Source organism: Bacillus sp. FSL K6-6038 (genome assembly GCF_038050455.1).
Lineage (GTDB): Bacteria > Bacillota > Bacilli > Bacillales > Bacillaceae_G > Bacillus_A > Bacillus_A pseudomycoides.
Genome location: NZ_JBBOUH010000001.1, coordinates 36,182 through 58,189 on the forward strand (window position 1 = coordinate 36,182; position 22,008 = coordinate 58,189).

General features: G+C 36.2%; 19 protein-coding genes and 2 tRNA genes. All 21 read left to right on the plus strand.

Translation table 11 applies throughout. From position 1 onward, the window contains the following. Nucleotides 1–146 precede the first annotated feature (146 nt). The 21 genes from NSQ40_RS00220 (at nucleotide 147) to ftsH (ending at nucleotide 21,811) form a co-directional block, all read left to right on the plus strand. A complete protein-coding gene (locus NSQ40_RS00220) occupies nucleotides 147–521 on the plus strand; it encodes a RidA family protein (protein WP_003194230.1) in 375 nt (124 codons plus the stop codon). Nucleotides 522–673: 152 nt separating this feature from the next. Next, nucleotides 674–967, plus strand: a complete 294-nt coding sequence (gene spoVG, locus NSQ40_RS00225) for a septation regulator SpoVG (protein ID WP_002174553.1) — start codon at nucleotides 674–676, stop codon at nucleotides 965–967. Nucleotides 968–1,477: 510 nt separating this feature from the next. Next, nucleotides 1,478–2,857, plus strand: a complete 1,380-nt coding sequence (glmU, locus tag NSQ40_RS00230) for a bifunctional UDP-N-acetylglucosamine diphosphorylase/glucosamine-1-phosphate N-acetyltransferase GlmU (RefSeq protein WP_018767328.1) — start codon at nucleotides 1,478–1,480, stop codon at nucleotides 2,855–2,857. 18 nt (nucleotides 2,858–2,875) lie between these two features. Next, a complete protein-coding gene (locus tag NSQ40_RS00235; protein WP_000107420.1) occupies nucleotides 2,876–3,829 on the plus strand; it encodes a ribose-phosphate diphosphokinase in 954 nt (317 codons plus the stop codon). Between the two features lie 72 nt (nucleotides 3,830–3,901). After that, the gene (pth, locus tag NSQ40_RS00240) at nucleotides 3,902–4,462 is read left to right on the plus strand and encodes an aminoacyl-tRNA hydrolase (RefSeq protein ID WP_003194236.1); all 561 of its coding nucleotides are present in this window, start codon (nucleotides 3,902–3,904) and stop codon (nucleotides 4,460–4,462) included. Nucleotides 4,463–4,532: 70 nt separating this feature from the next. Then, the gene (locus tag NSQ40_RS00245; protein ID WP_003194238.1) at nucleotides 4,533–4,757 is read left to right on the plus strand and encodes an anti-sigma-F factor Fin family protein; all 225 of its coding nucleotides are present in this window, start codon (nucleotides 4,533–4,535) and stop codon (nucleotides 4,755–4,757) included. 106 nt (nucleotides 4,758–4,863) lie between these two features. Then, nucleotides 4,864–8,394, plus strand: coding sequence for a transcription-repair coupling factor (gene mfd, locus NSQ40_RS00250; RefSeq protein WP_097786807.1), 3,531 nt, complete (start codon nucleotides 4,864–4,866; stop codon nucleotides 8,392–8,394). Between the two features lie 135 nt (nucleotides 8,395–8,529). Further along, entirely contained in the window at nucleotides 8,530–9,066 is a 537-nt protein-coding gene (spoVT, locus tag NSQ40_RS00255) for a stage V sporulation protein T (protein ID WP_003194242.1), read from the plus strand. Between the two features lie 172 nt (nucleotides 9,067–9,238). Beyond that, the gene (locus tag NSQ40_RS00260) at nucleotides 9,239–10,840 is read left to right on the plus strand and encodes a putative polysaccharide biosynthesis protein (RefSeq protein ID WP_003194245.1); all 1,602 of its coding nucleotides are present in this window, start codon (nucleotides 9,239–9,241) and stop codon (nucleotides 10,838–10,840) included. 12 nt (nucleotides 10,841–10,852) lie between these two features. Further along, nucleotides 10,853–12,316: a nucleoside triphosphate pyrophosphohydrolase gene (gene mazG, locus NSQ40_RS00265; RefSeq protein ID WP_033796959.1), complete on the plus strand. Its 1,464-nt coding sequence runs from the start codon at nucleotides 10,853–10,855 to the stop codon at nucleotides 12,314–12,316. 12 nt (nucleotides 12,317–12,328) lie between these two features. Continuing rightward, nucleotides 12,329–12,604, plus strand: coding sequence for an RNA-binding S4 domain-containing protein (locus NSQ40_RS00270; protein WP_003194249.1), 276 nt, complete (start codon nucleotides 12,329–12,331; stop codon nucleotides 12,602–12,604). A gap of 59 nt (nucleotides 12,605–12,663) precedes the next feature. Next, nucleotides 12,664–12,972 carry a sporulation protein YabP gene (gene yabP, locus NSQ40_RS00275; protein ID WP_003194251.1) on the plus strand — a complete coding sequence of 103 codons (309 nt, stop codon included), beginning with the start codon at nucleotides 12,664–12,666 and terminating at the stop codon, nucleotides 12,970–12,972. Beyond that, nucleotides 12,969–13,622: a spore cortex biosynthesis protein YabQ gene (yabQ, locus tag NSQ40_RS00280; RefSeq protein ID WP_018767323.1), complete on the plus strand. Its 654-nt coding sequence runs from the start codon at nucleotides 12,969–12,971 to the stop codon at nucleotides 13,620–13,622. The genes yabP and yabQ overlap by 4 nt, the downstream gene beginning before the upstream one ends. Next, a complete protein-coding gene (divIC, locus tag NSQ40_RS00285) occupies nucleotides 13,619–13,978 on the plus strand; it encodes a cell division protein DivIC (RefSeq protein WP_018767322.1) in 360 nt (119 codons plus the stop codon). Before yabQ ends, divIC begins: the two co-directional genes overlap by 4 nt. A gap of 87 nt (nucleotides 13,979–14,065) precedes the next feature. Continuing rightward, nucleotides 14,066–14,566, plus strand: a complete 501-nt coding sequence (locus NSQ40_RS00290; protein WP_003194257.1) for a S1 domain-containing RNA-binding protein — start codon at nucleotides 14,066–14,068, stop codon at nucleotides 14,564–14,566. 169 nt (nucleotides 14,567–14,735) lie between these two features. After that, nucleotides 14,736–14,809: transfer RNA gene (locus NSQ40_RS00295), tRNA-Met, on the plus strand. A 13-nt stretch (nucleotides 14,810–14,822) separates the two neighbouring features. Next, nucleotides 14,823–14,894 (plus strand) — tRNA-Glu (locus tag NSQ40_RS00300). A gap of 262 nt (nucleotides 14,895–15,156) precedes the next feature. Then, the gene (spoIIE, locus tag NSQ40_RS00305; RefSeq protein ID WP_006093081.1) at nucleotides 15,157–17,628 is read left to right on the plus strand and encodes a stage II sporulation protein E; all 2,472 of its coding nucleotides are present in this window, start codon (nucleotides 15,157–15,159) and stop codon (nucleotides 17,626–17,628) included. Between the two features lie 226 nt (nucleotides 17,629–17,854). Then, nucleotides 17,855–19,285, plus strand: coding sequence for a tRNA lysidine(34) synthetase TilS (tilS, locus tag NSQ40_RS00310; RefSeq protein WP_033797839.1), 1,431 nt, complete (start codon nucleotides 17,855–17,857; stop codon nucleotides 19,283–19,285). Beyond that, on the plus strand, nucleotides 19,282–19,824 hold the full coding sequence (gene hpt / locus NSQ40_RS00315; RefSeq protein ID WP_000981837.1) for a hypoxanthine phosphoribosyltransferase: 543 nt from the start codon (nucleotides 19,282–19,284) through the stop codon (nucleotides 19,822–19,824). Before tilS ends, hpt begins: the two co-directional genes overlap by 4 nt. Before the next feature lie 85 nt (nucleotides 19,825–19,909). Next, a complete protein-coding gene (gene ftsH / locus NSQ40_RS00320) occupies nucleotides 19,910–21,811 on the plus strand; it encodes an ATP-dependent zinc metalloprotease FtsH (protein ID WP_018767320.1) in 1,902 nt (633 codons plus the stop codon). Nucleotides 21,812–22,008: the final 197 nt, after the last annotated feature.

Below are 22,008 nucleotides of genomic sequence, written 5' to 3' on the forward strand. Positions count from 1 at the left end.
TCTTTTCTTGTATTGTGAAAGTCTTACCGCCCGCTAGCACAGGGTATCCTAATTATTTTAGATAGGATGAACTGAGTTTATAAGGGAAGAAAGTTTTCTAGGAGTTTTTATTTAAGGAAAATAAAATAATAAAAGGGTGAGAAAATATGAAAGTAGTTCAAACAAATCAAGTACCACAAGCGATTGGTCCATATTCACAAGGAATTATCGTAAATAACATGTTTTATAGCTCAGGACAAATGCCATTAACGGCAGGTGGAGAACTTGTAACAGGTGATGTGAAAATACAAACCGAACAAGTATTTCGAAATTTACAAGCTGTGTTAGAAGAGGCAGGAGCATCATTTGATACGGTTGTAAAAACAACTGTATTTTTAAAAAATATGGATGATTTTAATGATGTAAACGAAGTATATGGAACATATTTTTCTGCACATAAACCAGCTCGTTCTTGTGTACAAGTTGCAAAATTACCGAAAGATGTTTCCGTCGAAATTGAAGTTATTGCCCTTGTAAAATGAAAATTTGTAAGCGATAACGTCCATTAATTCTTATATTCCGTTAAAATAAAAATTTTTATCTTAAAAATTTTTAAAAAATTAAAGGGAAAATAGAAAATTTGTGGAATTTATACAAACATATCGCTTATTTAGAAAAGGGTGGTGAACACAAGATGGAAGTGACTGACGTAAGATTACGCCGCGTAAACACAGAAGGCCGTATGAGAGCGATTGCCTCTATTACATTAGACCATGAGTTTGTTGTTCATGATATTCGTGTAATTGATGGCAATAATGGATTATTTGTAGCAATGCCAAGTAAACGTACTCCAGATGGGGAGTTCCGTGATATTGCGCATCCAATTAATTCTAACACACGCTCAAAAATTCAAGATGCGGTTTTAGCTGAGTATCACCGTTTAGGCGAGTTAGAAGAAGTTGAGTTTGAAGAAGCAGGAGCTTCGTAAAATTCGAATAAAAAGGGCTCTAATAAAGGAGCTCTATAATTTTGTAACAAACCCCTGTAAACCCTTACAGGGGTTTGTTTTTTAATTTGTAAATCCATTTTGATTTATTGGCACCTAAGTTCCGGCTATGAAAATAAAAGAAGATCTGAACTCGTTATCTCCTTTTGTCTTCCCTTGGCATGGAGGCAAAAAAGGTCCTGACCGCTTCTGTACGAGGCCGGGCGCTCTCTCCCGCCTAAAAAGAACGGTTTTGTACTTATAAAGTATTTATTTTGAATGAAATTTTCCGCTAATTAAAGCCTCACTTTATTGTCCTCGTTATATGTAAACTTCTAATTTCTTTAAAATCATTCGAAATAGTATATCTTATTTCCTAAAAAAAGATATTAAAGAATAAAACATCTTATAAGAAGTATGGTAAAATTTAATAGTTATGCTGTGTTTCTTGAAATATATAATGATTTAGGATAATATCTTTAATGGATAAATAGGTTGCGATGGAGGGTCTATATGTCAAACAGATTTGCAGTGATTTTAGCTGCAGGTAAAGGCACACGTATGAAGTCCAAGCTATACAAAGTGCTTCATCCTGTATGCGGAAAACCAATGGTACAGCATGTAGTTGATCAAGTATCTCAATTAGGATTGCAGAAACTTGTAACGGTAGTTGGACATGGTGCTGAAAAAGTACAAGAACAACTAGGGAACGTAAGTGAGTTTGCATTGCAAGCAGAACAACTTGGTACAGCACATGCTGTTGATCAAGCTGCCGATGTACTTGCAAATGAAGAGGGAACAACTTTAGTTATTTGTGGTGATACACCCCTTATAACTGCAGGAACAATGGAAGCATTGTTAAAGCATCATGAAGAAGCAGGAGCGAAAGCGACGGTGTTAACAGCGTACATAGAAGAGCCTGCTGGATATGGACGCATTGTTCGTAATGAAAGTGGTCATGTTGAAAAAATCGTTGAGCATAAAGATGCAAATGAAGTAGAGCGAGCTATTAAAGAAATTAATACAGGTACGTATTGTTTTGATAATAAGGCACTATTTGCTTCACTTTCTAAAGTTTCAAACGATAATGTTCAAGGTGAATATTACCTTCCAGATGTTATTGAGATTTTGAAAAGTGAAGGTCATATTGTATCAGCTTATCAAACAGAGCATTTCGATGAAACATTAGGTGTTAATGACAGAGTCGCTCTATCGCAAGCGGAAATTATTATGAAAAAGCGTATTAACCAAAAGAACATGGTAAATGGTGTTACAATTATTGATCCAAATAACACATACATTTCTGCTGATGCAATTATTGGCAGTGATACAGTTCTTTATCCGGGAACAGTTATTGAAGGCAAAACTGTAATTGGTTCTGATTGTGAAATTGGTCCACATACAGTAGTACGTGATAGTGAAATTGGAGATCGTACGACAATTCGTCAATCTACTGTACATGACAGTAAGATTGGTATGGAAGTTTCAGTCGGTCCATTTGCACATATCCGTCCAGATTCAGTTATTGGTGACGAAGTACGCGTTGGAAACTTCGTGGAAATCAAAAAGACTGTTTTTGGTAATAGAAGTAAAGCTTCACACTTAAGTTATATCGGGGATGCACAAGTTGGAGAAGACGTGAATCTTGGTTGTGGTTCAATTACGGTGAACTATGATGGCAAGAATAAATTTAAAACAGTTATTGGAAACGGCGTATTTATTGGTTGTAATTCAAACCTTGTTGCTCCTGTAACAGTTGAAGATGGTGCTTATGTTGCGGCAGGCTCTACAATTACAGAGAGTGTTCCATCAAAAGCATTATCAATTGCACGTGCACGTCAAGTTAACAAAGAAGACTATGTTGATCAATTGCTGAATAAGAAAAAATCATAATGTGGAGGGTTAATCTAGATGTCGACTCAATATCTAAATTCTAATTTGAAAGTATTCTCTTTAAACTCTAATAAGGAACTTGCTGAGCAAATTGCAAAGCATATTGGAGTAGGGTTAGGGAAATGTTCTGTTGACCGTTTTAGTGATGGAGAAGTTCAAATTAACATTGAAGAAAGTATTCGTGGTTGCGATGTATTCATTATTCAATCTACAAGCTTCCCAGTAAATGAACATATCATGGAATTACTTATTATGATTGATGCATTAAAACGTGCATCTGCAAAAACAATTAATATCGTTATTCCTTATTATGGTTATGCGCGTCAAGACCGTAAAGCGCGTTCTCGTGAACCAATTACATCGAAACTTGTAGCAAACTTACTTGAAACAGCAGGTGCAACTCGTGTAATCACTCTAGATTTACATGCTCCACAAATTCAAGGGTTCTTTGATATCCCAATCGACCACTTAATGGGTGTACCGATTCTTTCTGATTACTTTGAGACAAAAGGTCTTAAAGATATCGTAATCGTATCTCCTGACCACGGTGGTGTAACACGTGCAAGAAAAATGGCAGACCGCCTAAAAGCGCCAATTGCTATTATTGATAAACGTCGCCCACGTCCGAATGTGTCGGAAGTTATGAATATCATTGGTAACATTGAAGGTAAGACAGCAATCTTAATTGATGACATCATTGATACAGCTGGTACAATTACATTAGCAGCAAACGCTCTTGTTGAGAACGGTGCTTCTGAAGTATATGCTTGCTGTACACACCCAGTTTTATCTGGTCCAGCAATTGAGCGTATCCAAAACTCAAATATTAAAGAGTTAGTTGTAACAAACTCTATTGTATTACCGGAAGAGAAGAAAATTGATAAAGTACACGAGCTTTCTGTTGCTCCATTAATCGGAGAAGCGATCATTCGTGTTTATGAAGAAGAATCAGTGAGTGTATTATTCAATTAATTGGATAGAATGAGACGTAACCAAATTTGGTTACGTCTTTTCGTATCGTAAAAAGAAAGTAGTGGTACAAGAGTGAAATTAATAGTAGGACTTGGGAACCCGGGTAGAGAATATGAATTAACAAGGCATAATATCGGATTTATGGGAATTGATGAGCTTGCGAAACGATGGGGCATTTCTTTAAGTGAACAAAAGTTTAAAGGCATGTATGGTTCAGGTTTTGTTAATGGTGAAAAAGTAATTTTATTAAAGCCGCTTACGTATATGAATTTATCTGGAGAAAGCATTCGTCCCCTTATGGATTACTATAAAATTGATGTAGAAGATTTTGTTGTCATGTATGACGATTTAGATATTCCAGTGGGTAAATTGCGTCTTCGTATGAAAGGTAGTGCAGGCGGTCATAACGGTGTGAAATCGACAATTTCTCATTTAGGAACGCAAGAGTTCCAACGTATTCGTATGGGGATCGATCGTCCAAAAAATGGAATGAAAGTTGTGGATTATGTATTGGGGCGTTTCACAGCAGAAGAGCTACCAGAGGTAAATCAATCTATTGAAAAAGCTGCGGACGCATGTGAAGAGTGGTTGAAGAAACCATTTCTTCAAATTATGAATACTTTTAACGGTTAATGTTCTAAATTGGAATATTTTATAATGTTTTTATCCATACTAGTAGTAATTGTACACTTAGGAGGATAGTATGGAAGGACATTATTACTGTAGACATTGTGGTTGTAACGTAGGTTCCATTACCGCAGAAAAGGTATACAACAAAGTTTTATTTCAACTAACAGAGCAAGAACGATTGGATATGATTCATTTTCATGAAAATGGAAATATATATATAAAAACAATCTGTGAGTCGTGCCAAGAAACGCTCTCATCTTATCCGGAGTATTATGAGTATGAAAAATTTTTGCAATAAAATGTTGTCGCTTTGGCGTGTCCAAAGCATTTTTCTGTTTTCTTTTTCCAAAATATTTGCATAAAAATATATTAACTTGCTCTTTATGTTGAGAGGAGTTTTGAAAATGATAGGGTTATTAGAGCAATTTTATAAAAATAAAGAAATACAATCCATTATTAATGGACTAGAAGAAGGATTGAAAGAACAGCTTGTATCAGGTATGGCAACTTCTTCTCGTTCTTTATTAATGGCTGCTTTATATAAAAAAACAAAGCAGTCACAACTTGTTGTTACACACAACTTATTTCAAGCGCAAAAAGTATATGAGGATTTAGTATCACTACTTGGTGAGCAGGATGTATGGTTATATCCGGTTAATGAATTAATTGCGTCAGAAATAGGAGTTGCAAGCCCAGAACTGAAAGCGCAGCGTATTGAAGTATTAAATCGTTTAGCGATGGGCGAGCAGGGCATTATTGTTGTTCCAGTTGCTGGATTACGTAGATTTTTACCAATAAAAGAATTATGGAAGCAAAAGCAAATCGAAATTAGTCTAGGGCAAGAGATTGATTTAGATGTGTTGCTTCATACATTGCATCATATTGGATATGAACGTAAGTCAATGGTAGAAGCACCTGGAGAATTTAGTTTGCGCGGGGGTATACTGGATATTTATCCGTTAACTGAAGAATTACCGTTTCGTATAGAGTTCTTTGATACGGAAGTAGATTCTATCCGCTCATTTGATGTAGAAGAACAACGCTCTCAAGATAAAAGAGAAAGCGTGAAATTCGGTCCTGCGACAGAATTTTTATTTTCAAAAGATGAACTGAAATTAGGGGTGGAGCGTCTTGAGGAAGGTTTAATGAAGACGATGCAGAAGCTCTCTGATGATAAAATCAAGACAGCAGTACTTGAAACAGTTAGTCACGAGATAGAAATATTGAAAAACGGACAGACTATAGAGCAAATGTTTAAATATTTATCTATTTTTTACAAAGAACATGCTAGTCTAATAGACTATTTACCTGAGAATGGTGTCGTTATCTTAGATGAAATTTCGCGTATTCAAGAAACGGCATCACATCTTGAGACAGAAGAAGCAGAATGGTATACATCGCTTCTAAGTGAGGGGGCAATTATTCAAGATTTGGTGTTCTCACACCAATTTGAAGAATTTTTACACCATAAAAAGAGAAGCTTTGTATATTTAACATTATTTTTACGCCATATTGCACATACGCACCCGCAAAATATTGTTAATGTAACGTGTAAAACAATGCAGGACTTTCATGGGCAAATGCAATTGTTAAAAACAGAAATTGATAGATGGACTGAAGGGGACTTCACGACTGTTGTATTAGGAACAGATGAAGAACGCGCAAAAAAACTACAATATATTTTAAGTGATTATGATATTGAAGCAGACAGTATAGAATCTACAGATATATTGCTTCCTGGTCGCCTTCAAATTGCTGTAGGTGATTTACATGCAGGATTTGAAATGCCAATGCAAAAGCTTGTTGTGATTACAGAAAAAGAGCTGTTCCATAAAAAAGTAAAAAAATCACAACGTAAGCAAAAACTATCGAATGCAGAGCGTATTAAAAGTTATTCAGAGTTAAAAGTTGACGACTACGTTGTTCATGTAAATCATGGTATCGGTAAATTTTTAGGAATTGAAACGTTAGAAATTAATGGTGTCCATAAAGATTATTTGAACATTAAGTATCAAGGTAATGATAAGTTATATGTGCCAATCGAACAAATTGATCAAGTACAAAAGTATGTAGGATCAGAAGGTAAGAATCCGAAAGTTTACAAACTAGGCGGAAACGATTGGAAAAAGGTCAAAACGAAGGTGGAAAAATCTGTACAAGATATTGCAGATGACTTAATTAAATTGTATGCAGAGCGTGAGGCTTCAAAGGGATATGCGTATACGCCGGATACTGCAGAGCAGCAGGAATTTGAATCATCTTTCCCGTACCAGGAGACAGAGGATCAGTTGCGTTCTATTGAAGAAATTAAGAAAGATATGGAACGTGGGCGTCCAATGGATCGACTTCTATGTGGTGATGTTGGATATGGTAAAACGGAAGTTGCAATTCGTGCAGCGTTTAAAGCAATTATGGATGAAAAGCAAGTTGCAATTTTAGTACCGACAACGATTCTTGCACAACAACACTATGAAACGATTCGAGAACGTTTTCAAGACTACCCAATTAATATTGGATTGTTAAGTAGATTCCGTACTAGAAAACAACAAAATGAAACAATTAAAGGTTTAAAAGATGGGACAGTTGATATTGTTATTGGAACACATCGCATTTTATCTAAAGATGTAACCTATAAAGATTTAGGCTTACTAATTATCGATGAAGAACAAAGATTTGGTGTTACGCATAAAGAAAAGATTAAACAATTGAAAGCGAATGTTGATGTATTAACATTAACGGCGACGCCAATTCCGCGTACGCTCCATATGTCTATGCTCGGTGTACGAGATTTATCTGTTATTGAGACGCCACCAGAAAATCGTTTCCCGGTACAAACATATGTGGTTGAGTATAATCCAGGGTTAATTCGAGAGGCGATAGAACGGGAACTTGCAAGGGGCGGTCAAATTTATTTCTTGTATAACCGTGTTGAAGATATTGAAAGAAAAGCAGATGAAATCTCCATGTTAGTCCCGGAGGCGCGTGTGACGTATGCACATGGGAAAATGAACGAGAGTGAACTAGAGTCTGTCATGCTATCATTTTTAGATGGGCAGCATGATGTTCTTGTAAGTACAACGATTATTGAAACAGGTGTTGATATTCCTAATGTAAATACATTAATTGTATTTGATGCCGATCGTATGGGATTATCACAGCTTTATCAGCTTCGTGGGCGCGTTGGTCGTTCAAACCGTGTTGCTTATGCATACTTTGCATATAAGCGTGATAAAGTGTTGTCAGAAGTCGCTGAGAAGCGTTTACAAGCAATTAAAGAATTCACAGAACTTGGATCAGGATTTAAAATTGCAATGCGAGATTTATCCATTCGTGGTGCTGGTAACTTGTTAGGGGCTGAGCAGCATGGATTCATCGATTCTGTCGGATTTGATCTATATTCTCAAATGTTAAAAGATGCGATTGAACAGCGTCAAGGAACACAAGGAATTGAAAATACGATTGATGTTGAAATTGATTTAGAAGTGGATGCTTACTTGCCAGACGCTTATATTTCAGATAGTAAACAAAAAATTATGATGTACAAACAATTTAGAGGTGTCTCTGCGATTGAAGATATTGAGGAATTACAAGAAGAAATAATTGATCGTTTTGGAGACTATCCGCAAGAAGTTGGATATTTATTACAAATTGCAAATATTAAAGTATTAGCAACGAAAGAACAGATTGAGCTAATTAAACAAACAAAATTTGAAGTGACGTTTTTATTCTCAGAGCAATCAAGCCAAAATATTGATGGTGGAAAATTATTTATGCTTGGTAATAGTTTTGGTCGTATGATTGGTCTTGGTATGGAAGGTTCTCGTTTGAAAATTGTTATGAAAACGAATGGATTAGAGACATCAAAATGGTTAACAATCGCCGAAAATTTATTAAAAGGTTTGTCTGACGTGAAAAAAGAAGTAATAAATGCCTAAAACAAAATAAAAAATGCAATTCGACGTGCATAGAAGAACTAATGTGTAAAATACTATGTCTAACAGTTGGTGATTTTTACATGAACAGGTAAATTCACCACTTTCATCATCAGTAGAAAGTGAGGCAGCATTAGAATGAAAGCAACTGGAATTGTACGTCGAATTGATGATTTAGGTAGGGTAGTAATTCCGAAAGAAATTCGTAGAACCCTTCGTATCCGAGAAGGAGATCCGCTAGAAATTTTTGTGGATCGCGATGGAGAAGTGATTTTGAAAAAATATTCTCCAATTAGTGAATTAGGTGATTTTGCAAAAGAATATGCAGAAGCTTTATACGATAGCTTAGGACATAACGTACTCGTATGTGATCGCGATTCCATTATCGCCGTAGCGGGGGTATCTAAAAAAGAATACTTAAATAAAAGTGTTGGCGATTTAATCGAAAAAACGATGGAAGATCGAAAATCTGTTGTTATGACAGATGAAAGTGAAATTTCGATTATCGATGGTGTAGCTGAAAAGGTTAGCTCTTATACAGTTGGCCCAATCGTTGCAAATGGAGATCCGATTGGAGCTGTTATCATCTTTTCAAAAGAAGCAATTATAAGTGAGGTAGAGCATAAGGCAGTAAATACTGCTGCAAGTTTTTTAGCAAAACAAATGGAACAGTAATTCTTCTTAATCATAATATTTCTTTATAAAAGGTTTTTTTCGGAAAGTAGGATTGTATTTCATTTAAAGGTAGCGTCTTGCTACCTTTTTTATTGTATAAATCTAAAAGGAATCCTGTTTTTTCTTTGTGATATAATACGAGGGATGAGAATAGGAAAAGGAGTTTTCTCGTATGGAAGCGAAGAAGTATCAAGCTTTTTGGCGCGGGGCTATTATATTAACGGTTGCAAGTTTTGTTACGAAAGTATTAAGCGCTTTTTACCGTATTCCATATCAAAATATAGCGGGGGATGTTGGTTTTTATATTTATCAACAAATTTATCCGTTTTATGGATTTTGTTTAATTTTAGCTACTTATGGTTTTCCTATCATTATTTCTAAGATGGTAGCAGAGCGTTTAGAACAAGGAAAACAGGAAGAGGCAGAGGGAATTATTTGTGTTTCTTTTTGGTTTTTATTAGGAATCGGTTGTATAGGTTTCTTTACGTTGTTTTTAGGAGCTCACACGATTGCATCAGTCATGGGCGATGCAAATTTAGATAAACTGCTAAGAGTTATTTCATTTTCATTCTTGTTAATGCCCTTTTTATCTGTTGCACGAGGGCACTTTCAAGGGTTTAACAATATGATACCGACAGCTATATCGCAAGTGATTGAACAAACGGTTCGTGTGTCAATTATTGTGTTCTTATCGTTGTTCCTCATTGCACATGAATTTGATTTATATACAGTTGGAGCAGGAGCGATGTTGGGGTCGATTGCAGGCGGGTTTATTGGTATACTCGTACTTTTATTTTATATGCGGCATAATTTTCGCTCTATTTTCTTACAAGGATGGAAGAGGGTACACAATAAAAAGAAAATCATTCGAATCCTTTTTTGGCAAGGAATGGCTATTTGTGTTAGTAATTTAGTGTTAATTTTTATACAAATGGCAGATTCAGTTTCGTTTTATACATTGCTTATTCAGGCAGGAGAACCGGCGGAAATTGCAAAAGTATTAAAGGGTGTTTATGACAGAAGTATCCCGCTTATGCAGCTTGGTACAGTTGTGACGACTTCATTTTCACTTTCGCTTATTCCAATTATTACTTCAGCAAAAGAACGAGGAGATCGTCTGTTTATTCAACAAAAGGTGCAGTTAGCGATGAAGATAACTTTTGTGATTGGAGTTGCGGCAGCATTAGGATTAGCGTGTATCATTAAGCCGACAAATATTATGTTGTTTGAAAATAGTGAGGGCTCAGGTGTATTAGCTATTTTAGCTGTTTCTATTTTATTTAGTTCCTTATCCATTACAACGGCTTCTATTCTGCAAGGGCTTGGTCAAACTGTAAAGCCGGCATTGTTTGTTATATTTGGAGGGTGTCTAAAATTATTGCTCAATTATATGTTAATGCCGCAATTTGGTGTAACTGGGGCGGCAGTCGCAACGTTAATTTCGCTCATGGTTATCGCTTTGTTAAATAGTGCTTTCCTTATTCGAATTGTAGAAGAACCACTCATTCATAAACAAGGCATATTTGGAGTAACGATCAGCGGATTAGGAATGGTCGTTATATTAATGTTATTTATGCGTATTTATGAAGGGTTGGGACTAGCAAGTGATGAAGGGTATAGAGGATTAGCTGTAATTGAAGCGTTGCTAGGCGTAGCGATTGGTGGATTGGTATATCTGTTTTTAATTACGAAGTTAAGTGTTTTTACAAAAAAAGAATTAGGGACTGTTATGAAGCAAGAGAAGGTACAAGCTTCATTGAAGAAGAGTGGATAGAGGTGAATGGTTGTGAGTAGAGTAATCACGATTTTAGGATTAGGTGCTGGTGAATTAGATCAGCTGACAATGGGTGTATACCGAAAAATAAAAGAAGCAGATCATATGTATGTGCGTACGAAAGAGCATCCTGTTATTGAAGAGTTAGAAAAGGAAGGTGTAAAGTACACGGCTTTTGATGATGTATATGAGTCGCACGATACATTTGAAATCGTGTATGAAACAATTGCGAATACGTTAATAGAACAAGCACAAGGTGCGGATATTATATATGCTGTACCAGGTCATCCGCTTGTTGCGGAACGAACTGTTCAATTACTCTTGCAAAAAGGGGAAACGAAGCAGATTGAGGTGCGAATTGAAGGTGGACAAAGCTTTTTGGATCCGATGTTTGCTAGTTTAAAAATAGATCCAATTGAAGGATTCCAACTTATTGATGCAACTTCATTTGAAAGAGGTCAATTAGAATTACGTCAACACTTAATTTTTTGCCAAGTATATGATGCGTTTGTTGCATCTGAGGTTAAGTTGACATTAATGGAAATGTTGCCTGATGAGTATGAAGTATATATTGTAACAGCCGCAGGAACATCTTTTGAGCAAGTGAAAAAAGTGCCGCTCTATATGTTGGATCATGAAACAGAGTTGAACAATTTAACGAGCGTATATGTACCGCCTGTTACTGAGCGAGCTTCTTTATATCAACAATTTGATGTGCTCCGAGAAATTATTGCTGAGCTTCGTGGACCAAATGGCTGTCCATGGGATAAAAAGCAAACACATCAGTCTTTAAAGAAATATTTAATTGAAGAGGCATATGAAGTGTTAGAGGCAATTGATGAAGAAGATGACGACCACTTGATTGAAGAACTTGGTGATGTGTTGTTACAAGTTATGCTTCATGCTCAAATTGGAGAAGATGAGGGCTGGTTCTCAGTTGATGATATCATCCGAACGCTATCTGAAAAAATGGTACGTCGTCATCCACATGTGTTCGGAGATATAGATGTAGAGAGCGCGGAAGAAGTTGTTTTAAACTGGGAAGAAATTAAAAAACAAGAAAAAGGGCATGTAAGGGAGTCTGCTTTAACGGGAATTCCAAAAAGTTTACCACAATTAATGCGTGCGTATGAAATTCAGAAAAAAGCAGGAAAAGTTGGTTTTGATTGGGATGATGTACAGCCAATGATGGATAAAGCTTTTGAAGAATTGAAAGAGTTTGAGCAGGAAGTTGCAAAGATGGATAAAGAAAAAATGTTAGGTGAATTTGGGGATTTACTATTCGCCTTTGTTAATATTGCTCGCTACTATAAATTGGATCCAGAAGAGGCACTTCGTACCACAAATGAGAAATTCATGCGCCGATTTATATACATGGAAGCCAAAGTAGCTGAAATGAATAAGGAAATGCAGGAGTTAACGTTAGAGCAAATGGATGCTTTATGGGAAGAAGCGAAGCAGATAGAGAATCGATAGGGGGGAAATGAGATGCGCTTAGATAAATTTTTGAAAGTATCGCGTCTAATTAAAAGGAGAACATTAGCAAAGGAAGTAGCTGATCAAGGAAGAATTGCGATTAATGGGCAAGCTGCAAAGGCGAGCTCTGTTGTGAAAGTAGAAGATGAACTAACAATTCGTTTTGGACAAAAGGTAGTAACTGTAAAAGTAAATGAATTAAAAGAAACAACGAAAAAAGAAGATGCAGCTAACATGTATACGGTAGTTCGTGAAGAGAAAGTGAAAGCAGAAGAAGGCTTGTTCTAAATTATTTTCTCTCCTCATACATTATTTACTAGATAGTATAAAGCTATGGGGGGATTGACGTGAATAAGGGCTACTCAGTTGCGTCTTCTAATCAACAGAATGTTTCTGTAGAGCATGATATTATTATGCGTGGTAGACGTGTAATAGATATTACTGGCGTAAAGCAAGTAGAGAGTTTTGATAGTGAAGAGTTTTTATTAGAAACTGTAATGGGTTTTTTAACAATTCGCGGTCAAAACTTACAGATGAAAAATTTAGATGTAGAAAAAGGTATTGTATCCATTAAAGGGAAAATTCATGAGATGTTGTACATTGATGAAAATCAAGGGGAGAAAGCTAAAGGATTCTTTAGTAAGTTGTTTAAATGAGTTTAACGATTCAACTGTATACAATGCTTTCTATGATTGGAATGGGTGCTTGGATTGGAGCGGCGTTAGATACATACCAACGCTTTTTACAGCGACCGCGGCGTAAGCGTTGGATTGTATTTATATATGATATACTGTTTTGGATTGTCCAAGCACTGTTTGTCTTTTACGTATTGCTGCTTGTAAATGAAGCTGAATTACGTATATATGTTTTTGTAGCTTTGTTTTGTGGTTTTGCTGCATATCAAAGCTTATTGAAAGCAGTGTATATGCGAGTATTGAATTTTCTCATTTATATTTTTGTACAAACGATACAATTTTTTATCCAAATTGTACAGCTACTTATGATAAAACCTGTTATTATTATAGCGCAGCTTATTATTGCTTTTATTTTATTTTTATTTCGTATACTATTTTCAATTGGGCATGTGTTGTGGAAGTGTACCGTATGGATATTACTTTTTGTATGGAAAGTTTTTTTCTGGCCTGTTCGATTTCTTACTTTGCTCATATGGAAACTTCTCCCTAACCGTGTTAAACTTTTTATAAAGAGATATGTGGAATTACTGCAACATACAAGGAAATTGAAGAAATATATCTTTCAAATTTGGGAGCGTATAAAAAAGAAGTTAGGGGGACCTCGGAAATGAGGGAACTGAGGCAAAGATTGATTGAAGAGCAGAATCCAAATTCTGTAAGAGAACATATAATACAAACAAATGAAAACAGGAGGCGATTATATCGCCGTTTAGCAGTTTTTCTTGTCTTTGCTTTTACAATTATTGCGAGCATTAGTGTAACGTTTTATCAACAAAATAGTTCCATTAAAGCAAAAGAAGTAAAGGTTGAAGAGATGAAAAAAGAATTGGGTTCATTAACAAAGAAAGAAAAAAAATTACAAGATGATGTTCAAAAGTTGAATGATGAAGAGTATGTTTTAAAGATTGCTAGGAGGGATTATTTCTTCTCTGGAAAAGGGGAGATAATTTTTCCTGTTTCTAAGTAGGTCGTGTCTTATTGACACTATATTTTAGGATTATATATAATAAAGTAAAATTTGACTTTTTAACCACTAAGGAGGAGCATTTTTTTTATGTCAATCGAGGTAGGCAGCAAGTTACAAGGTAAAGTAACAGGTATTACAAATTTTGGGGCTTTTGTGGAGCTGCCAGAAGGCTTAACGGGTCTTGTTCATATTAGTGAAGTTGCTGATAATTATGTGAAGGATATTAATGATCACTTAAAAGTAGGCGACCAAGTAGAAGTAAAAGTTATTAATGTTGAAAAAGATGGAAAAATCGGTCTATCTATTAAAAAAGCGAAAGAACGTGTAAAACCAGAAGGAGATCGTCCACGCAGTGAATATCAACGTGGTGGTGATCAACGTGGTGGTGATCAACAACGTTCTGGGCGTCCACAACGCAATCGTTCTTTTAACAGAGATAACCGTGGTGGCCGTGATAATGGTGGCAATCAAAAGGAAACGTTTGAGCAAAAGATGGCACGCTTTTTAAAAGACAGTGAAGATCGTCTAACTTCTTTAAAGCGTAATACAGAATCTAAACGTGGTGGCCGTGGCGCTCGTCGCGGATAAAACGAACGTTTTATTCTTAACATATAGAGAGGTGCCCGGAGTAAGTCACTCGGGGTGCTTTTTTATGTAAATGAGTATATTAAAAAAAGAATAAAAAACTTTTTGAAACATGTTGACTTTAAAGTGAATTTGATATAAGATACTAATTGTCCGTTAAATAAGACGACATGGCGGTGTAGCTCAGCTGGCTAGAGCGTACGGTTCATACCCGTGAGGTCGGGGGTTCGATCCCCTCCGCCGCTATATTTATTTTAACGGCCCGTTGGTCAAGTGGTTAAGACACCGCCCTTTCACGGCGGTAACACGGGTTCGAATCCCGTACGGGTCATCTAGAAAAGATCATGCAGATAGCATGATCTTTTTTTTATTAAGAAATTATAAATAAGTGCAAAGCTTCTACAAAAACACCCTATATTTTTTGAATTTTCTGTTCTTTTAAGGTGCTTATTTTTAACAACTTGTATATATATAGGTTTATTTCGAATAAAAAGTCGAACGATTATGTAAGTGTGAACTGTTGTTTTGACAAAAATCCCAATAATCATCTTTTATAATGACAGTAATTAAACTATGCAGGTGGTGTTAAAAATATGCCAAAAGCAGGAAGGAATACTGTGAACACAAGTACACTGGCTATGAATGATGGACAACTCAGATCAATAACATGGACAAGCAAGTTGAAAGTGAAGTTGGAGCAAGTTTTCTTTAGATGGGGATTCGTTATTGCTGTAATCGGTTTTCTTTTAGGAAGAGCATATATATTAACGAACATTTTACCGTTTGCACTACCGTTTTTTGCTGCTGTTTATGTAATGAAGCGTGATAAGATGGCACTCGCATTTCTTGCTCTTATGGGTGGTGCGCTTTCCGTTTCACTAGATAATTTACTTTTTGCCTTTGCATCTATTTTTACTTTCTTCATTTACAATATCTTCTTTAGTCGATTTACACGTAAAATTGTTGGACTTGTACCATTTCAAGTATTTATCTCCGCATTAACCGCACATCTCGCTGTTGTTTACTTCGCGCAGCAAACCGTCACTATGTATGATTTACTTGTAAGTACTATTGAAGCAGGGCTTAGTTTTGTTTTAACAATGATTTTTCTACAAAGTGTACCGTTATTGACAGAAAGAAAGGGAAAGCAACAAGCGTTAGAAACGGAGGAAATTGTTTGTTTAATTATACTACTTGCATCTGTGTTAACGGGTACAACAGATTGGTTTATTTACGACGCTTCAGTTCAACATATTTTCACGAGATATTTAGTGTTATTATTTGCTTTTGTTGCAGGGGCAGCTACTGGTTCAACAGTAGGGGTTGTTACAGGATTGATATTGAGTTTAGCGAATGTAGGTAGCTTATCTCAACTTAGTCTATTGGCTTTTTCGGGGTTACTTGGTGGATTATTAAAAGAAGGGAAGCGTTTGGGCGTTAGTTTAGGGTTGCTAATTGGTACAAGTCTAATCACATTATACGTCGACAAACAAGTAAATATTATAACAACTTTAATAGAATCTGGAGTGGCGATAGGATTCTTTTTACTAACACCACAGGCAATTATCGATCGGCTTGCTAAATTTATGCCAGGAACACAAGAACATTCTCAGGATCAACAACAATATTTACGAAGAATGCGTGATGTGACAGCGAATAAAATTAATCAATTTGCAAATGTATTCTCTGCATTATCTAATAGCTTTTCGGTATATGGATATGTGGAGGAAGAGGATGAGGAAACAGAAGCTGATTTATTTTTAAGTACAATTACAGCAAAGACGTGTCAATCATGTTTTAAAAAGGATCAATGCTGGGTAGTGAATTTTGATAAAACATATGATTATATGAAACAAATTATGAATGAAACAGAAGAAGGAACGCTTCAGCATAACCGTAAGTTGGTTCGTGAATGGGAAAAGCACTGCGTAAGAGGAAAAAAGGTAACAGATTTAATGGCAGGAGAATTAAGTCATTTCTATGAGGGGCAAAAGTTACGAAAACAAATGAAAGAGAATCGTAGAATTGTTGCAGAACAATTATTAGGTGTTTCAAAAGTAATGGAAGATTTTGCGAAAGAAATTCAGCGTGAACGGGAAAATCATCAGGTACAGGAAGAACAAATTTTACAAGCGTTTCGTGACTTTGGTGTCGAGGTGGAACATGTTGATATCTATTGTTTAGATAGAGGGAATATTGATATTGAAATGATGATTCCGGCAGCATCTAATCAACATGGGGAATGTGACAAATTAGTTGCGCCGATGCTTTCGGATGTTTTAAAAGAAAATATTATTGTTAAACATGAAGAACCTTCTGCTTATCCAAATGGTCATAGCATGATATCTTTTGGATCAGCGAAAACATTTTCTCTTGATACAGGGCTTGCTACAGCGGCAAAAGGAGGCGGATTTGTATCAGGAGATTCGTATGCGATGATGGATTTAAGTGTGGGGAAATATGCTCTTGCCATTAGTGACGGAATGGGCAATGGACAAAGGGCACATATGGAAAGTAAGGAAACAGTAAAATTGTTACAAAAAATATTGCAATCCGGTATTGATGAAGAAATTGCTATTAAGTCTATTAATTCAATTCTTTCATTGAGGACGACAGAAGAAATGTTTACGACGCTTGATTTAGCTATGGTAGATTTACGTGATGCAAGCGCTAAGTTTTTAAAAATTGGTTCAACCCCAAGTTTTGTAAAACGTGGAAATAACGTTTTACAAATAGAAGCAAGCAACTTGCCAATGGGAATCATTGAGGATGTTGAGGTGGATGTTGTTGGTGAACAATTAAAAACAGAGGACATTCTAATTATGATGAGTGATGGGATTTTTGAAGGGGCGCAGCATGTGGAAAACCATGAATTGTGGATGAAACGTAAAATTAAAGAACTACAAACCGATGATCCACAAGAAATTGCTGATATTATTATGGAAGAGGTCATTCGATCTAGTGATGGATATATCAATGATGATATGACGATTGTCGTTGCGAAGGTAAAGAAGAATATGCCAAAGTGGGCTACGATTCCAATTATGGGTAAACAAGCGCAATAGGGGAGCGGAAATCTCTTCAGTTTGGTTATGAGGTCTAGGTTGACACCTAGGCCTTTTTTTATAGGAGAAAGTAGCTGTATTATTTCTATGAAGATAGGGAAGGGATGTAAGATAAAAATGTGAATTTTGTACATCTTTTTTTGCACAAAGTTTGTAAAAGTTGTACCATTATAGGTAAGGTAAAAAGTATGTTATTGTTTGGTTTTAACGAAAGGTGATTGCGGAGTTGAAAGATACATTTGTTGAAAAAGTAGATAAGTTTGCAAAGCAGCATGATGTATTAGAGGAACATTCGACAATTGTTGTAGGAGTTTCTGGAGGCCCTGATTCTTTAGCTCTTTTATATTATTTATTAGAGAAAAGGGAAGAGAAGAAATTGAAGATTGTAGTCGCGCATGTGGATCACATGTTTAGAGGAGATGAATCCTATGAAGACTTACAATTTGTAGAAAATCTTTGTCGGAAGATTGGGGTTATTTGCGAAACGATAAGAATTAATGTATCGCAATATCAACAGCAATATGGAATGAATGCACAGGTGGCTGCTAGGGAATGCCGATATGCATTTTTGGAAAGAATAATGAAGAAATATGATGCGCGATATGTAGCTCTTGGGCATCATGGAGATGATCAGATGGAGACGATTTTAATGCGTCTCGTCCGCGGGAGTACTCCGAAGGGTTATGCTGGAATTGCTGTGAAACGCCCTTTCCATAGTGGATATGTAATTAGGCCTTTGTTAGCGGTAACAAAGGAAGAGATTAATGCTTATTGTAAAAGGTTAGGGGTTACACCACGTATGGATCCGAGTAACGAAAAGGAAGTATATACGAGGAATCGATTACGTAAGTATGTTCTACCTTATTTAAAAGAGGAAAATCCGCATGTGCATGAGCGATTTCAAAATTTTAGTATGCTTATGCAAGAGGATGAGGCGTATTTGCAGGAATTAGCTTTTGAAAAGATGAATAAAGTAATTACAAAAAAAAGTGATAAACACATCGTCTTATCAATTCCTGCCTTTGAATCCATGTCTATGCCTTTACAAAGGAGAGGGATTCAACTAATATTAAACTATCTTTATGAATACAAGATTCCGTCTTCGCTTTCTTCTATACATATTGACAAAGTTATTGCATTTTTTAAGCGGACACACCCTTCAGGCTCACTTGATTTTCCTGGTGGCCTAAAAATTGTTCGTACATATGAAGAATGTAGTTTCCGATTTAAGCAAGAAATTGTTTTCCCTTTTTCACAAGTTTTATCAGTACCGGGTGCTGTTACCTTAGCAAACGGTGATGAACTTGTAGCAGAAGTAAATGAGGAATTACCAAGTAACATGAATGAAACAGTATTTGTTGCTAAGTATAATGATATATCATATCCTCTTCTTATCCGCTCTAGAGAAAATGGAGATCGCATGTCAATAAAAGGTATGAGTGGTACGAAAAAGATAAAAGCTATTTTTATTGAGGAAAAAGTACCAAAAGAAAAGAGAGAAGAGTGGCCGATTGTTTGTGATGCAAGCGGGAACATTATTTGGGTTCCGTTGTTGAAACAATCTGCAGTTGCTATTTCACATGGAACAGCAGATAAGGATAAATATATGATTATTCACTACAAAAGCAAGGAGTCTTCCAGGAGGATAATGAAATGATGAATCAAGATATCGAAAAAGTATTAATTTCCGAAGAACAAATACAAGAAAAGGTGCATGAGCTAGGTGCAATTATTGCAGAGGATTACAAAAATACAGTACCTCTTGCAATCGGTGTATTAAAGGGTGCAATGCCATTTATGGCAGATTTATTGAAAAGAACAGATACATATCTTGAAATGGATTTTATGGCTGTTTCTAGCTACGGTCATTCTACAGTTTCAACAGGTGAAGTGAAAATTTTAAAAGACCTTGATACTTCTGTAGAAGGTCGCGATATTTTAATCGTTGAAGATATTATTGATAGCGGCCTTACATTAAGTTACTTAGTGGACCTATTCAAATATCGTAAGGCGAAATCTGTAAAGATTGTTACGCTACTAGATAAGCCAACTGGTCGCAAAGTCGATCTGAAAGCGGATTATGTTGGATTTACTGTTCCTCATGAATTTGTTGTAGGATATGGCTTAGATTATAAGGAGCAATATCGTAATCTTCCTTATGTTGGAGTATTGAAACCAAGCGTTTACTCAAATTAATTAAATACAGGCGTTAAAATTGGATAGGAAAGTTTTTCTATGTTACGATTTACTATAGTGTTTATGCCGTGAGAGGAGGTTAGGAATGAATCGTATCTTCCGTAATACCATCTTTTATTTACTGATATTCTTAGTAGTGATTGGAATCGTGAGCTATTTTAATGGTTCAACACAAAAAACAACATCAGTTAGCTACGATAAATTCATTACTAAACTTGAAAAAGGTGAAGTGCGTAATGTGCAGCTTCAACCAAAAAATGGTGTGTTTGAGGTAAAAGGACAATTTAGCAATGCTAGTCAGGAAGAACAATTTGTTACTTATGCACCAAATACTGAAGAATTACAAAAGAAAATTAATGACAAAGCGCAAGGTGCTGAAGTGAAGTATCAACCAGCAGAGGAAACGAGTGCTTGGGTGACATTCTTTACTTCTATCATTCCGTTTGTGATTATCTTCATCTTATTCTTCTTCTTACTAAACCAAGCTCAGGGCGGCGGTAGCCGTGTTATGAATTTCGGGAAAAGTAAGGCGAAGTTATACAATGATGAAAAGAAAAAAGTGCGCTTCAGAGATGTAGCTGGAGCAGACGAAGAGAAACAAGAACTTGTTGAGGTAGTAGAATTCTTAAAAGATCCTCGCAAGTTTGCTGAAGTTGGTGCCCGTATTCCTAAGGGTGTTCTGCTAGTTGGACCTCCAGGTACAGGTAAAACATTGCTTGCACGTGCTGTTGCAGGTGAAGCTGGCGTTCCTTTCTTCTCTATTAGTGGTTCTGATTTCGTAGAGATGTTCGTTGGTGTCGGTGCTTCCCGTGTACGTGATTTGTTTGAAAATGCGAAGAAAAATGCTCCTTGTATCATCTTTATCGATGAGATTGATGCAGTAGGTCGTCAACGTGGGGCAGGTCTTGGTGGTGGTCACGATGAACGTGAACAAACGCTAAACCAACTTCTTGTTGAAATGGATGGATTCGGTGCAAACGAAGGTATTATTATCATCGCTGCAACAAACCGTCCTGATATTCTTGACCCAGCGTTATTACGTCCAGGACGTTTTGACCGTCAAATCACAGTGGATCGTCCAGATGTAAATGGACGTGAAGCGGTACTAAAAGTACATGCTCGTAACAAACCACTTGATGATGATATTAACTTAAGAGCAATTGCGACTCGCACACCAGGATTCTCTGGTGCAGATCTTGAGAACTTATTAAACGAAGCTGCATTAGTAGCTGCGCGTCAAGATAAAAAGAAAATTGACATGTCTGATATCGATGAAGCGACGGATCGTGTTATTGCAGGTCCTGCGAAGAAAAGTCGTGTTATTTCTGAAAAAGAACGTAATATTGTCGCATTCCATGAAGCGGGCCATACTGTAATTGGTGTCGTGCTTGATGAGGCGGATATCGTTCATAAAGTAACAATTGTTCCTCGCGGTCAAGCTGGTGGGTATGCGGTAATGCTTCCAAAAGAAGATCGTTACTTCATGACAAAACCAGAATTACTTGATAAAATCACTGGTTTACTTGGTGGTCGAGTGGCTGAGGAAATTGTATTTGGTGAAGTGAGTACAGGAGCTCATAACGACTTCCAACGTGCGACTGGCATTGCAAGACGTATGGTAACGGAATTTGGTATGAGTGATAAGCTTGGACCGATGCAGTTTGGAAGCTCACAAGGTGGTCAGGTGTTCTTAGGAAGAGATTTCCATTCAGAACAAAACTACAGTGATGCAATTGCACATGACATCGATGTAGAAATGCAAACGATTATGAAAGAATGTTATGCTCGTGCAAAACAAATTCTTACTGAAAAACGTGATAAGCTTGATATTATCGCAAAAACGTTACTTGAAGTGGAGACGTTAGATGCAGAGCAAATTAATCATTTATATGATTATGGAGTTTTACCTGAGCGTAAAAAGTCCTCTGAAGATGTGAAAGTGAATATCACAATGAAAAAAGATGACGAGAACGCAGAAGATAAATAAGAAATGAAGGAGTGACAATAGTCACTCCTTTTTTTATGCTGAGAAAATTGTGTACTTGTATATAAATTTGAAGCTTCTTTGCTTTAAAAATTGAAATAGTGAACGATCTTTTTGTAAAATGGTGAAGATGGAAAAACTGATTATATAGGTATGTATGATATGATGGCATTATCAGTTTTGTACATACTGCACAAATA